This is a genomic window from Actinomyces sp. 2119 (assembly GCF_003591215.1).
Taxonomy (GTDB): domain Bacteria; phylum Actinomycetota; class Actinomycetes; order Actinomycetales; family Actinomycetaceae; genus Actinomyces; species Actinomyces lilanjuaniae.
On record NZ_QYRR01000002.1, the window covers coordinates 31,118 to 44,720 of the forward strand.

Here is a 13,603-nt window from a genome sequence, read left to right on the forward strand (position 1 = left end):
CGAGCAGCCGCCGCCCACTACCTGGCAGCCTTACCTGGAAGTCCTACTTAGCAGTCTGGCGCTGAGCCCACGCCCCTAAGCGCACTACCAGGGCGGCGCCCGCCTCGGTCACGACCGCCACCGCCCCGACCAGCCACCACCTCAGGTACTCCCCCACCAGCCAGGAGACAGCAGCAGCCAGGAGCACGACGCCGACGCCCGCCCCCACACGCAGGACCAGACGCTCGGCAGACCCGCCCGTCCCCGCCCGCGGTGCCGGGTGAGCGCGCCGTCGGGCACCCACGGCGGAGGCCAGGCTGGTCAGGGCGAGCACCAGCGTCCCCACCATGGCCCCCGACACCGCGCAGCCTGCAGCGGCCAGCAGCGGGTGCGGGGCGCTCCCGAGCCTGAGCCCTACCAGGAGCGCCACCGTCCAGGGCGCCATCACCAGGTCCAGCACCAGCAGGACAATCCCCGTCCACGCCCCGGCACGCAGGCAGGAGCCTCGGGGAGGCCGAGCATGCCGCAGGGCGAGCCCACCCGATCCCACCGCGCAGGCCCAGGCCAGCCACGGCAGGGCCGGGACCCCGAACCAGGCCGCCACCACCAGGGCGGCACCACCCACGGCCGCCACAGGCACCTCAGCCCGCAGAAGACCACGGGCGTGCTCAGCCAGGACCACGAGCTCCCCCACCCAGGCGGGAACGTCCTCCCCGAGGTCATCCTTGGGAACGCCTCCGCCCTGCCTCCTATCAGTGCCGGACAGGCCTGGCTTCTCCCCTGCTGCCACGGGTCGAGCCTAGAGGGCACAGGAGGCCGCCGCGGTGTCGAGCACGCAGCGGTAGCGGGTGGCGCCCGGCCAGCGCGGGTCCTCGGGGGCCGTCGTGACACGGAAGCCGAGCCTGCGGTAGAAGCCGACGGCGTCGTCGTCAGTCTCTGCTATCACACAGAAGCCCAGGCGCGCCACTGCGGTCAGGAGGAGGCGGCCGAGACCATTCCCACGCAGCCCACGCAGCCCACGCAGGCCGTCGGCCACGGCGAGGTACTCCAGGCCCACGTGGTCGGGGTGCACGGCGCAGGCGGCGAGGGAGGTGGGGCGACCCTGTGGGCCGGCGCCCAGGACGACCATCGTGGGCAGCTCCTCGGTGATGATGCACCGGACCTGGGTCTCCGGCTGGCCTACGGCCTCACGCACCAGGGAGAGCATCATCTCACTGGTCATGTCAGCCCGAGTCAGCTCCCGCACCGTCTGGCACATGCCTTCAGGATAGACGCATCACCCAACTTACAAACTCTCTCTTCCATCCCTTGCCACACATCTTCAACATCCTGGACTGCGGCGCGACCCAGCCTCCAGAAGAACCGAAACCGCATGGTTCTACGGAACTGTGTACAACAGGCATCTGGTTGCCACAGCGGGGGCTGCCAAGCCGCAAGCCGAAGATGTGCAGCCCATCGGGCTACCCTCGCAGAACAGCCACAACCTTGCCCCGGGTACGCCCGTCAAGGACGTCCTGCAGCGCATTGCCGGCCTGTGCCAGAGGCACCTGCCGGGTCACCTCCACCCGCACCGTTTCGTTCGCCACAAGCTCAAGAGCCCGCCGCAGGTGGCTGCCAGTCTGCGCCGGGTAGCCAAGCGCCCACCCACCCAGGTTGAAGCCAACGACCGCCACACCCCTGAGCCACAGGTCCAGGGAGTCAATCTGGACCGGCTCCTCCCTGGAGGCGTTACCGACCCGCAGCAGCGTGCCAAACGCAGCCACCTGCTCCAGGCCAGCTCGGGTAGCCCCGCCGCCGACAGGATCGACCACCAGGTCCCAGGCCCCGGTGGGGACCTGGGCCATGTCCTCACGGAGGTAGACGGCGTCGTAGCCCAGCGCGGTCGCAGCCTGGGCCTTGCTCGGTGACCCGACGACGGCACCCACATGCTCCGCCCCCAGGACCCGGGCCACCTGCCCAAACTGGGAACCCACCCCACCCACGCCAGCGTGGACCAGGACGCGCGCCCCACCTAGGCTCCCTATCCGCTCCAGCGCGGCCAGGGCGGTGATCGTGTTGGTGCAGGTCGCCGCAGCCGTCACCGGGTCCAGGTCAGCAGGCACTGGCACCACCAGGTCAGCCGGGGCCACGACGACGTCGCCGCACCCTCTTCCGCCAGGCATCAGTAGTGCTGCCACCTGGTGGCCGGGCTCAGGCCCGTCCACTCCCTCCCCGAGAGCCCGCACCGTTCCCACCACCTCAAGCCCGGGCACGTACGGCAGCGGCATCCGCATGAAGCCGGAGGCGAACATGCCGTCAACAAACCCTAGGCCAGCATGAGTGACGTCAATAGCGACCTGGCCCGATCCAGGTCGCGGGACGTCGTGCTCGGTCACCGTCATGGCGGCAGGTCCGTCGTAACTGGTTGCTGTCAGTGCTCGCATGGATGCCTCCTTCAGGCACGAGTGCGTGGTCTACCTTCGTGGTCTACCTTTTTGCGCTCATGGCTCATGCTCATGAGGCTCGTGGTTGTGTCGACGCCGCCCGGACCGGGTCAGACTGCGCCAGCACCAACCCACACGAGAAGCACGCTAGAAGCTGGAGCACCCTCCAGCGCAAGCAGACGCAGGACACCCGGGCACCGGCGACCACCGATGCGGTGAGCCCGGCACCGGGTGCCAGGCACTGAGCCCCGAACAGCCTGTACCGAGGCGGGCCGTAGGGACCCTGCCCGGCAAGCCACCCACCTGTGCCGCAGCCTGACCCCACGCACGGCACAGTCCGACCTCTAGACTGCCCAGCGTGGATCGCACCTGGATCAGCATTACCGAGATGTCCCGGCGGTGCGGGCTGAGCCCGGACACCCTGCGCTGGTATGAGAAGGAGGGACTGGTCTCCCCGGTTCCCCGCGGCCCCGACGGCCGACGTCGTTACCACGCCACTGACCAGTCAACGGTCTGGGTCCTCACGGCGCTGCGCGAGGCTGGGATGCCCACCTCACAGATGCGGCGCTTCGCCGAGCTGATGGCTGAGGGCGCGACGACCCACGGCAGGCGTATCACGATCCTCCAGGAGCAACTGGGGCGCCTGCGCGAGCACCGTGACCGCCTGGACCGCGCCGAGCAGGCCCTGCACGCCAAGATCACCCACTACGAGGAGCTCATCGCTCAGGGGCTGGACTGCACCGGCAGCCCTGTCCCGCAGACACTGCGCGCCCTCCAGGCCAGCCGGAACTGACACCCTACGGCTGTCTCGACCGGCTGCGGCCCGCCGGTGTCTTCAATCAGGTGCTGCCCGTCGGGCGTCTGAGGCTGCAAACGGAGCCGCGCTACCGCACACCTCATGTACACACCCGCCCGCCTCATGCACACCTCATGTACACACCCGCCCGCCTCATGCACACCTCATGTACACACCCGCCCGCCTCATATACACTTCTGTCGTGGTTGCCGATGAGGAGGATCTCACCGAGGCACTTGCCCGACTCGAGCTTGAGGGAGGCGACTGCCTGGAGATCGAGGCAAAGACCTTCGCAGAGTACTCCCGGTCGGCTCTCGGCCCGACTCTGTCGGCCTTCGCCAACCTTCCCGGCGGGGGGACGATCCTTCTGGGCGTCAGTGAGGACCCGGTCAAGGTGGTCGGGGTCCCCAATCCCCACCAGCAGATGCAGGCAGTGGTGTCTCAAGCGCGCCAGGGCTTCTCCAGCAGGATTACTGTTGACACCCACAGCATCGAGCTTGATGGCAGGACCGTCGTCGTCGCAAACGTGCAGGAGGCGCCAGTCAATGCCAAGCCCGTCCGCTGGGCAGGCAACGATGCCGCCTACCTGCGCCAGTACGACGGCGACTACCAGATGTCCCTCCAGGAGGAGCAGCAGCTGCTGATGCGCCACCAGCGTCCCCGCGAGGACACAGCCCCCGTACCGGGCACCTCGATCAGCAGCCTCGATGACAACCTGGTGAGGGTCTTCCTGCGCAACGTACGCGCTGGCTCGACATCTTTGAGGGAGCAACCTGACAAGGAGATCCTGCTCAATCTCAACGTCCTGACGGACGACGGCGAGGTCACACTGGCTGGCCTGTACGCCCTGGGACAGTATCCGCAAAGGCATGTCCCCACCCTCGCCATCACGGCTGCAGTCCTTGGGGGGCAGACCGGACCACGCGCCTCCGAGCGCCTCAGGATCGACGGTGCAGTTCCCCGCATGCTCACCGCCGCCGTCGACTGGGTGTCCCAGCACACACGGACCGACATCACGTTCGACCAGGATGGGCACGGCCGGAACACGCACGAGTACCCCCTGGTCGCCGTCCGCGAGCTCATCGCCAACGCCCTCGTCCACCGCGACCTGTCGGAACCGGCCCTGTCCAAGGGGATCGAGATCCGCCTGAAGCAGGACCGCCTTGTCATCTCCAGCCCGGGCGGCCTGTGGGGAGTAAGCGTGGACCAGCTGGGAACCCAGCATGGGAAGTCAGCGGTCAACGAGCGCCTGTACGACATCTGCACCTTCGCTGCTGACACTGAGGAACGGCGCGTGATCGAGGGCCTCGGCACCGGAATCCGCGCGGTGCGCGACGCTTTGCGCGAGGCAGACATGGAGCCCGTCCGCTTTCATGACACCGGCGTACGGTTTACCGCCCTGCTGCCCAGATCTGCCCTGTTGTCCCCAGCCGACCTCAACTGGCTCTCCGCCCTTGACTCAACGGGTCTCACCGTCGAGCAGCGTCACGCCCTGGTGGACATGAGGCACGGCCGGTCCTGGAGGAACTCAACCTACCGACGCCGCTTCGGCCTGGACTCGGAGCAGGCCCGACGACAGCTGCAGGACCTCAGTAACCGTGGTCTAGCCATGATCTCGGGAACAAAAGGCTCGACGTCATACGCGCTCGCACCCGCCGCGTCCCTGGTCGAGGAGTCGGCGGGTCCGGGCCAGACGGCTCCTGGCACGAGGACACCAGAAGAGCCGCAGACTCCGACGACGCCTGGTGACCCGGTCGGGCTGTCTGGCAACACCCTCGCGGTCTGGGCAAGTCTGGAGACCGGGGCCAGATCGCGCGCACAGATCGCCGAGGCAACTGGGCTGACCAGGCGTCAGGTCGGGTACGCGCTGGACCTGCTCAGGAGGTCGGGACTCGTCTCCGTCCAGGGTGGCCAGGGGAGCAGGACCACCACCTACCAGCGCACCTGACGCCAGCCAGCGCTGCGGGCATTGCCGCAGGCACGCCGCACCAGGCCCGCTCCCACCTAGGCTGCCCGCCCGCTCCCACCCACCAGCGCCTGGCAGAATCGCCCCATGACCGCCCCTGCGACCGACCCCGCACCCACCTCTGCAAGCGATCCCACGCCCGCCCCCGGGGTGGACCTGTCCGCCCTGGCCCCACCCGTCGCGCTCGGCCCCCTGGACGGGCGCTACCGGGCCGTAACCGCCCCCCTGACCAACCACCTCTCCGAGGCGGCACTCAACCGGGCGCGCCTGCGGGTGGAGGTCGAGTGGCTCATCCACCTCACCGACCACCGGGTGCTGCCCGGCGCCCCGGTCCTGTCGCAGAGCGAAAAGGCCTACCTGCGCGGCGTCGTCGGCTCCTTCGCGGCGGCGCAGGTCGCCGAGCTGGCCCAGATCGAGGCCCAGACCCGCCACGACGTCAAGGCCGTGGAGTACCTGCTCAAGCGCAGGCTGGAGGCCGCCGCGGACGCCCCAGACCTGGCCAGCGCCGACGGCGGGCACACCGTGCTGCCGGGGCTGGGCGAGATCGTCCACATCTTGTGCACCAGCGAGGACGTCAACAACCTCTCCTACGCCCTGACCGTGCACGACGCCGTGACCCAGGTGTGGCTGCCCGCCGCCCGGGGGCTGGTGGAGGACCTGGCCACGCTGGCTCGCAGCCACGCCGAGACCCCCATGCTGGCCCGCACCCACGGCCAGCCCGCCACGCCCACCACCCTGGGCAAGGAGGTGGCCGTGCTGGCCCGGCGCCTGTCGCGCCAGGTCCGCCGGGTGGAGGCCACGCAGTACCTGGGCAAGCTCAACGGGGCCACCGGCACCTACGGCGCCCATGTCGTGGCCGTGCCCGGGGCGGACTGGCAGGCGGTGTCGCGCTCCTTCGTGGAGTCCCTGGGCCTGACCTGGAACCCCTTGACCACCCAGATCGAGTCCCACGACTGGCAGGCCGAGCTCTACAGCGACGTCGCCCGCTTCAACCGTATCGCCCACAACCTGGCCACGGACATGTGGACCTACATCTCCCTGGGCTACTTCACCCAGCGCCTGAGCGCCCAGGGCTCCACCGGCTCCTCGACCATGCCGCACAAGGTCAACCCGATCCGCTTCGAGAACGCCGAGGCGAACCTGGAGCTCTCCTGCTCCCTGCTGGACACCCTGGCCGCCACCCTGGTCACCTCCCGCCTCCAGCGCGACCTCACCGACTCCACCACCCAGCGCAACATCGGGGTGGCCCTGGGCCACTCGCTGCTGGCTGTTGACAACCTCCGCCGGGGCCTGGCCGGGCTGGACGTGGACGCCTCCCGCCTGGCCGAGGACCTCGACGCCGCCTGGGAGGTACTGGGTGAACCCGTCCAGCAGGCCATGCGCGCGGCGTCGGTGGCCGGGGCCACCGGCATGGCCGACCCCTACGAGCGTCTCAAGGAGCTGACCCGTGGCAGGAAGGTCACGCCCGAGGGCATGCGTGACCTTATCCGCAGCCTGGGCCTGCCCGACGACGTCGAGGCACGCCTGCTGGCCCTGAGCCCCGCCACCTACACGGGCCTGGCCGTACAGCTGGTAGACCACCTGGACGGGTCAACCCCCTAAGGTGTTGACCCCGAGGTCTGTCAGGGCGTGACGGACCGACTGCGCCAAGTAGCCCGCGGCTGTGCTGACGGAGGCATTCGTCCTCTGGAACAGGTAGCACACCGCTGCACGCCGACGATCCTGGAGCAGGAGGTCGTCCCGGCGACAAGGTCCGCGCTCCACACCTGCCCGGTTGGCTCGCCAGGCAGGTCAGCGAAGGGGCCACGGCTGTCCACACCGTCCAGGGCCAGCGCTATCAGCCCGATGGCGAGGACGACGTGCTGGCCCCGCCCGCGTGGCAGCAGGGCCGACTCCCCAGTCCCGACGCGATGAGGACGCAGGTGACGGCGCCTACCGCAGCGGTAGCACCGGTAGCAGGCAGTGCTACCGGGAACTACCAGGGGGCCGCAGCGCAGCTCAGCACGGTGCCGCTCCAGCGCCACCGAGGGGACGCCGCGAGCGAAGGACAGGCGGTCCAAGCCCTCCCGCAGCTCCTCCTGGCCGGAGTCGGCTACCAGGACCAGGCGGTCAGCCTCGGGGACCTGGGAGGCGTCCAGACCGCCGTCAGCAGACAGGACCACGTCACGGCTGTCGGCAAGGCGCCGTACCACGCCACGGCCGAACTCCCCCTGGAACAGGTAGGCCGTCACCGGTCGTGACACGGCGCCGGATGCTGGGGTGTGTCGCGTGCTCATGGGGCGGTCCCTCCTACTGACGTTACCGAGGCAGCCCGCTGGCCGGGGTAGCGCACCGGTGCTGGCAGCACACAGCATGCTGCGCCCTAGGAGGTCGGCACATCAGCCGTCGGTCTATCGCCGGTCCCCCGTTTGTCCGACCCCGCTCATTACTTTGTTGTAACGTTCTTTTGCACGGCCTGAGCGGCCAGCCAGCACGTGCGCGTCCCTGCGACGCGCCCCCGGCTAAACCCGGGGCTTGATACGTGGATCGGCAGCTGGCGGCGAGAGCCCGCGTACCCGACAAGGAGACACATGAGTTCCCAGTCCTCCTCCTCGGCCATCAGGGTCGCCGTCGTGGACGACGACGCTATGGCACTGACCTACCTGCGATCCTGCCTGTCGGCTGACGTCGGCATCCAGGTCCTGGCCACGACGCGCTCGGCGGACCAGGCACTGGCGTTCCTGCGGGCGCACACCGTTGACGTCCTCATCACCTCCCTCCACGGCGATGCCAAGCACCCCGTGGAGGGGACCGCGATGATCCGGGAGGTGCTGCGAGCCTCCCCCCGGACCCGCGTCGTCGTCCTGGCTACCCAGGACACCGACGCCACCCTGCTACAGAGCCTGGAGGCGGGCGCCAGCAGCGTCCTGCTCAAGACCTCGTCGACAGAGGAGATCGTCTCCGCGGTCCGCGTCGCGCACTCCGGGGGGAAGGTCGTCACCCCGGCGCTCATGCCACGTCTCATTGACTATGCGCTGGCCTCCGTCCCCGACGTGGACACAGCCGCCGTCTTGTCCCACCGGGAGCGCGACGTGCTGCGGCTGCTGTGCGAGGGCGCCTCGAACCGGCAGATCGCCTCGCGTCTGGCGATCGCCGAGGCCACAGTCAAGACGCACGTCTCCGCTCTGCTCGGCAAGACAGGGGCGAGGTCGCGCCTGGAGATCGTGGCCTGGGCCTTCCGGCACGGCTACGCCCGCACGGGTACAAGGGCCTCCTTCTAGCTGTACTTCCCTGCTACCTGTACTTCCCTGGGACGCCGTGGGCGGGGCGGTCGAGTGACGGCGCTCCTCCTGGGACACCCTCCGGACCAGCCTGCTGCTCCTCGTCGTACACGCTGTCATCCATGCTGACGTCAGCCAGCGGGGAGCCGGTCAGCGGGTCCCCCAGCACGGAGCCGAAGGGCTCAGGCCCCAGGCCCACGTCGGAGGGTTCCCACCCGTGGGGCGCCCACGACGCCTCCTGCGGTGCGCCCAGGGTGTCCGGTACGTCGCTGTCGGGCTGGTGCGCCCCATGTGAGGCCTCCAGTGACAGCCCACCCGCGTGGCCAGGACCGCCAGACTGCGCGCTACCAGCCTGCGCACGGCTGATCCAGGAGCGCAGCTCCGGCGGGCAGGCGGGGTTGCGTCCGATCAGCTCTCGCAGCCGGGGGTGGTTGCCCGCCAGGACCGCGAGGGTGCCCGCAGGAGTAGCAGGGTCGGCTGCGGCGGCTCGCTGGGCGTCCGTGGGAGCAGGCGGGGCGGTCGGGGGAGGGGGAGTCGGGCTAGTCATGGCACGAGCATGGCATGACTACCCTGCTGGTGGCTCCCCGTCCGGGCTCCAGCGGAAGAAGTCCGATGCTCCAGCGGGGTAGGACGAGACCCGGGGCCGCCCCCCCCTTACCCCCTGGGGGTATATGAGGTAGACTTGGACCACCTGCGGCGCGGCGCGAGCCGGGCGAGCAGAGGAAGTCAGCGAGGCAGCCGGGGAGGCAGCATGGCCGGGTACACCGAGACCAAGGAGGACCACCTCAGGCGGCTGCGCCGGATCGAGGGCCAGGTCCGCGGGATATCGCGCATGGTCGAGGAGGACATCTACTGCGTCGACGTCCTGACCCAGGTCTCCGCAGCCACCAGGGCGCTCCAGGCCGTCAGCCTCGCCCTCCTGGAGGAGCACATGGGCCACTGCGTCCTGGCCGCGGCCCAGACCAGCGAGGAGGAGGGACGGGAGAAGATCCGCGAGGCCTGCGAGGCCGTCACCCGCCTGGTCCGCTCCTGACCCTCTCCCCGCAGCTGCGTATCAGACCCGCAGGCGACCAGCAGCCCGCTGAGTAGCCCACCCGCCCGGTACCACGGCACCCGCACGCGGCAGCCCGCCAGGGCACCCCCTCAGGGGCACCGCGCAGCAGGCCGCACGGGACCTGCGAGAGACCAAGAGACGCCAAGAGACCGGAACACACAGACCCAAGGAGAACCTCATGACAGAGTTCACGCCCGACGGCACCGACCGCACCACCACCCTCAGGGTGTCGGGACTGACCTGCGACCACTGCGTCGCCCACGTCACCGAGGAGCTGGAAGCCATCAACGGCGTCAAGAACGTCTCGGTCATCCTCAACAAGGGCGGCCAGTCCGTGGCCACGGTCGTCTCAGACACCCGGCTCGACGACGACGCCCTGGCAGCCGCAATCGACGAGGCCGGGGACTACACCCTGGACGCCGTCGAGCGCGACACCTGGCAGGCATGAGCACGACAGACAGCCCGCCGCTGCCTCCCGGGGCTGCGCAACGCACTGTGGACCTGGCGGTAGGCGGCATGACCTGCGCCGCCTGCGTGGCACGGGTAGAGAAGAAGCTCTCCCGGCTGGACGGCGTCACCGCGACGGTCAACCTGGCCACCGAGTCCGCCCACGTGGTCCTGACCGAGCCTGTCAGCGACGAGAAGCTCCTGGCCACCGTCGCCGCAGCGGGTTACACCGCTGAGGTTACTGGTACCACCAACGCACCTGTCACCGCCGACCTGCCCACGCAGACGGGCCAGGAGGCCGCCAAGGAGCCTCAGAAGCAGCCTCAGGAGCAGGCAGGCTCGTCGGCGTCGTCATACCAGTCGCGCCCCGAGGCAGCCGCCCCAGCCACACAGACGCCCACCACCAGCACAAGCGGTACAGGCGCAGGCACGGCACGCATCGGGGAGTCCCAGCGGGCTCGGGCGGAGCACCTGCGCAGTCGGCTACAGGTCTGCCTGCTCCTGTCGGTTCCCGTCATGGCGGTCTCGATGCTCCCGGCGCTCCAGGTGACCGGGTGGCAGTGGGGCGTCGCCACCCTGGCCCTGCCGGTGGCGACCTGGGGGGCCTGGCCCTTCCACCGCTCCGCCCTCAGCGCCGCGCGCCACGGCACCTTCACCATGGACACCCTGGTGTCCACAGGTGTGCTGGCCGCGACCGTCTGGAGCCTGTGGGCGCTCCTGCTGGGCGGGGCGGGGGAGCTGGGCATGCGCATGCCCATGGAGCTCCTGCCACGGCAGCAGACCGACCACCCGCACCTGTACTTCGAGTCCGCCGCCTGGGTCACGACCTTCCTCCTGGCAGGCCGCTACGCGGAAGCCCGCGCCAGGTACCGTTCCGGGGACGCCCTGCGCGCGCTTCTGGAGCTGGGCGCCAAGGAGGTCACCCGGGTGATACTTACCTCCCCGGAGGGCTCTACCAGCAGCATCGACGTCCTTGACGAGGACGGCGCCCCGCTTCCTCAGGCCCGGCGCAGCGAGGAGAGGGTCCCCGTGGAGGCACTGGCTGTCGGGGACCTGTTCACCGTGCGCCCCGGGGAGAAGGTCGCCACCGACGGCGTGGTAGTCGAGGGGCGCTCAGCCGTAGACGCCTCCATGCTGACCGGGGAGTCCGTCCCGGTGGAGGTTGACCGGGGCGACGTTGTCATCGGCGCCACCGTCAGCACCTCTGGAACCCTGCTGGTGCGTGCCACAGCGGTGGGGACGGGAACCACCCTGGCACAGATCGGGGCTATGGTCACTGCGGCGCAGGCAGGGAAGGCGCCGGTACAGCGTCTGGCCGACCGGGTCTCGGCTGTTTTCGTACCGGTGGTCCTGGCCCTGGCCGCCCTCACCCTGGTGGGGTGGCTGGTCACCGGGCACACGGCGCAGGCCGGCCTGACCTCCGCCGTCGCGGTCCTGGTCATCGCCTGCCCCTGCGCGCTGGGTCTGGCCACACCGACGGCCCTGCTGGTGGGCACCGGCAGAGCCGCCCGGCTCGGTGTGGTCATCAAGGGGCCGGAGGTCCTGGAGTCCACGCGCACCCTGGACACAGTGGTCCTGGACAAGACCGGGACCGTTACGCAGGGGCGTATGACACTGGACCTGGAGGCCTCCTGGCAGCTCCGCCCCCCGCAGCCGCGTCAGCCCCTGTCTCCTGAGACGCTGGTCCTGGTCGGTGCCCTGGAGTCGGCCTCCGAGCACCCGGTGGCGGCAGCCGTCACCTCGGCGGCCCGGGGCTGCACGGACGCCCTGCCTGCGGTGGAAGACTTCCGCAGCCACGAGGGCCAGGGAGTGACCGGGCGGGTCGCAGAGCGTTACGCCGCCGCAGGCCGCCCCGGCTGGCTGGCCGAGCTGGGCGCGCCCCTGCCCGAGGCCCTGAGGCAGGCGGTGGTCGCGGCCGAGGAGACCGGCGCCACGGTGGTGGCCCTGGCCGTCGAGCACCCCCACGGGACGGGACTGGAGGCGGTGGCGGTCCTGGCGGTCCGCGACACGCTCCGGCCCTCCTCCCCCGGCGCCGTCGCCAGCCTGCGTGACCTGGGTCTCCGTCCGGTCCTGCTGACCGGCGACAACGCTCGTGCTGCCACCCACGTCGCGGCCCAGGTCGGGATTGCCCAGGACGACGTGGTCAGCGAGGTCCTGCCCGCCGACAAGCGCGACGTTGTTGCCGACCTCCAGGCACGGGGGGCGGTCGTGGGCATGGTGGGCGACGGCGTCAACGATGCGGCGGCCCTGGCCCAGGCCGGTACGCGCGGCCTGGGGATGGCGATGGGCTCGGGCACGGACGTGGCCATCGAGGCGGCCGACATCATCCTGGTACGCCCGGACCTGGACGCGGTGGTCGCTGCGGTGCGGGTCTCCCGGGCGACACTGCGGGTCATCCGGCAGAACCTGTTCTGGGCCTTCGCCTACAACGTGGCGGCGATCCCGCTGGCTGTCGCGGGGCTGCTCAACCCGATGGTGGCCGGCGCAGCCATGGCCGCCTCCAGCGTCATGGTGGTGACCAACTCCCTACGCCTACGCCGGGCCTAGAGCCTCGGGCCGACCGGGCCGAACACGTGCCCCACCAACCGGTCGGCCTCAGTCCTGGCCCAGCAGCCTGCGCAGGTCACGCACGTAGCGCTCAAAGGCTGCCCTGCCAGCCGGGGTGAGGCTGATGTAGGTGACTGGGGTGCGCCCGGAGAAGGACTTGGACTGGCGGACGTAGCCTGCCTCCTCCAGCCTGGACAGGTGGACGGACAGGTTACCCGCCGTCATCCCCAGCAGCTCACGCAGGCGGGGGAAGTGGAGCTCGTCGCCCTCCTGCAGCTCCGCCAGGGTCGCCACGATGCGCAGACGGGCCTGAGCGTGGATGACAGGGTCGAGGTGGACCTCAGCAGCGGTCACGGTCCAGGCTCCCGATCCTGCGGCTGGCCAGGGAGTCCCGGGCCGCGGCCAGCAGCATCCCCCCGCCTCCGCCGACGGCCATGACCCACCAAGCCCAGGGGAGCCCAGCCACGGTCGCCACGGCCGCAGCTGCCAGGATCCAGCCTCCCAGCGCCCCCATGACGTTGTCCCCCCACAGGGCGGCGCCGACAAGGAAGATGACCCCGACCACGAGGCAGGGGACGGCGCTGCTCACCAGCGCCCCCACAGCACCGGCCTCGGGGGTGCCCACCGTGGCCAGGAAGCTGTTGAGCCTGCCTAGGATGACCCCGGTCAGGGCCATACCACCTATCCAGGCCCCGCTGTAGAGGACTCCCTGGCGGCCACTCGTGCCACGCACCCCACGGCTGCGCAGCGCAATGTAGACCGCAGTGAAGATCCCGGCCGCCACCAGGCAGGCGACAAAGACCGTGTAGGCGGCCCTGGCGTCAACAGCCGCGCTGGTGCCCTCGCGGATGCCGCCCCCGTCGCCAGCCAGGGCCAGTGTGGTGTAGCCCAGCAGCCACGCCAGGCCCCAGGCGAGGAGCAGCGGCGCTGACCGGATGGTGTTGCGCCGGGCGTAGTCCCTGCGCTGGGCGACGATGAGGGCCTCCGCCTCCATGGGTGTGGGCGGGCGGACCTCGGCCTGGTCGGCAGGTCCGATCGATCCGGCCTGCCCTGCCTGTGCTTCTGCCTGTGCTGCCGCTCCTTCGGTGAGCGCGGCGCCGTCATGACTCATAGCAGATCCTCTCTTGTCTT

The 13,603-nt window shown here is 70.2% G+C and carries 14 protein-coding genes; 7 read left to right on the forward strand and 7 right to left on the reverse strand.

Going from position 1 to position 13,603, the window contains the following annotated elements; genetic code table 11:
* Nucleotides 1-43: 43 nt before the first annotated feature.
* The 3 genes from D4740_RS02000 to D4740_RS02010 form a co-directional block, all read right to left on the reverse strand.
* Nucleotides 44-769 carry a hypothetical protein gene (locus D4740_RS02000; protein ID WP_120203119.1) on the reverse strand — a complete coding sequence of 242 codons (726 nt, stop codon included), beginning with the start codon at nucleotides 767-769 and terminating at the stop codon, nucleotides 44-46.
* Between the two features lie 9 nt (nucleotides 770-778).
* Nucleotides 779-1,237, reverse strand: coding sequence for a GNAT family N-acetyltransferase (locus D4740_RS02005; RefSeq protein WP_119835290.1), 459 nt, complete (start codon nucleotides 1,235-1,237; stop codon nucleotides 779-781).
* A 202-nt stretch (nucleotides 1,238-1,439) separates the two neighbouring features.
* Complete coding sequence (locus tag D4740_RS02010) at nucleotides 1,440-2,402, reverse strand: zinc-binding dehydrogenase (protein ID WP_119835291.1); 963 nt, start codon at nucleotides 2,400-2,402, stop codon at nucleotides 1,440-1,442.
* Between the two features lie 358 nt (nucleotides 2,403-2,760).
* Between D4740_RS02010 and D4740_RS02015 the strand changes: the two genes are divergently transcribed.
* From D4740_RS02015 to purB, 3 genes are all read left to right on the forward strand, one after another.
* On the forward strand, nucleotides 2,761-3,195 hold the full coding sequence (locus D4740_RS02015; protein WP_243106841.1) for a MerR family transcriptional regulator: 435 nt from the start codon (nucleotides 2,761-2,763) through the stop codon (nucleotides 3,193-3,195).
* Nucleotides 3,196-3,400: 205 nt separating this feature from the next.
* Complete coding sequence (locus D4740_RS02020; protein WP_119835293.1) at nucleotides 3,401-5,146, forward strand: ATP-binding protein; 1,746 nt, start codon at nucleotides 3,401-3,403, stop codon at nucleotides 5,144-5,146.
* 105 nt (nucleotides 5,147-5,251) lie between these two features.
* Entirely contained in the window at nucleotides 5,252-6,766 is a 1,515-nt protein-coding gene (gene purB, locus D4740_RS02025) for an adenylosuccinate lyase (RefSeq protein WP_119835294.1), read from the forward strand.
* Nucleotides 6,767-6,786: 20 nt separating this feature from the next.
* On the opposite strand, the gene D4740_RS02030 is transcribed toward purB, so the two are convergent.
* Complete coding sequence (locus tag D4740_RS02030) at nucleotides 6,787-7,440, reverse strand: cyclodehydratase (RefSeq protein ID WP_147392817.1); 654 nt, start codon at nucleotides 7,438-7,440, stop codon at nucleotides 6,787-6,789.
* Between the two features lie 294 nt (nucleotides 7,441-7,734).
* Between D4740_RS02030 and D4740_RS02035 the strand changes: the two genes are divergently transcribed.
* A complete protein-coding gene (locus D4740_RS02035; RefSeq protein WP_119835296.1) occupies nucleotides 7,735-8,424 on the forward strand; it encodes a response regulator transcription factor in 690 nt (229 codons plus the stop codon).
* Nucleotides 8,425-8,437: 13 nt separating this feature from the next.
* On the opposite strand, the gene D4740_RS02040 is transcribed toward D4740_RS02035, so the two are convergent.
* Nucleotides 8,438-8,971, reverse strand: coding sequence for a hypothetical protein (locus tag D4740_RS02040; RefSeq protein ID WP_119835297.1), 534 nt, complete (start codon nucleotides 8,969-8,971; stop codon nucleotides 8,438-8,440).
* 204 nt (nucleotides 8,972-9,175) lie between these two features.
* Here D4740_RS02040 and D4740_RS02045 point away from each other — a divergent pair, with 204 nt between their 5' ends.
* The 3 genes from D4740_RS02045 to D4740_RS02055 all read left to right on the forward strand — a co-directional run bounded on the left by D4740_RS02045 (nucleotide 9,176) and on the right by D4740_RS02055 (nucleotide 12,472).
* Nucleotides 9,176-9,457 carry a metal-sensitive transcriptional regulator gene (locus tag D4740_RS02045; protein WP_119835298.1) on the forward strand — a complete coding sequence of 94 codons (282 nt, stop codon included), beginning with the start codon at nucleotides 9,176-9,178 and terminating at the stop codon, nucleotides 9,455-9,457.
* Nucleotides 9,458-9,656: 199 nt separating this feature from the next.
* The gene (locus D4740_RS02050) at nucleotides 9,657-9,926 is read left to right on the forward strand and encodes a heavy-metal-associated domain-containing protein (protein WP_119835299.1); all 270 of its coding nucleotides are present in this window, start codon (nucleotides 9,657-9,659) and stop codon (nucleotides 9,924-9,926) included.
* On the forward strand, nucleotides 9,923-12,472 hold the full coding sequence (locus tag D4740_RS02055; protein WP_119835300.1) for a cation-translocating P-type ATPase: 2,550 nt from the start codon (nucleotides 9,923-9,925) through the stop codon (nucleotides 12,470-12,472). The genes D4740_RS02050 and D4740_RS02055 overlap by 4 nt, the downstream gene beginning before the upstream one ends.
* A 48-nt stretch (nucleotides 12,473-12,520) precedes the next feature.
* Here the strand turns inward: D4740_RS02055 and D4740_RS02060 are convergent, their stop codons facing one another.
* Both D4740_RS02060 and D4740_RS02065 read right to left on the reverse strand, forming a co-directional pair.
* Nucleotides 12,521-12,826, reverse strand: a complete 306-nt coding sequence (locus tag D4740_RS02060; protein ID WP_119835301.1) for a transcriptional regulator — start codon at nucleotides 12,824-12,826, stop codon at nucleotides 12,521-12,523.
* Nucleotides 12,813-13,583, reverse strand: coding sequence for a hypothetical protein (locus D4740_RS02065; RefSeq protein WP_243106840.1), 771 nt, complete (start codon nucleotides 13,581-13,583; stop codon nucleotides 12,813-12,815). Before D4740_RS02065 ends, D4740_RS02060 begins: the two co-directional genes overlap by 14 nt.
* Between the last annotated feature and the right edge of the window lie 20 nt (nucleotides 13,584-13,603).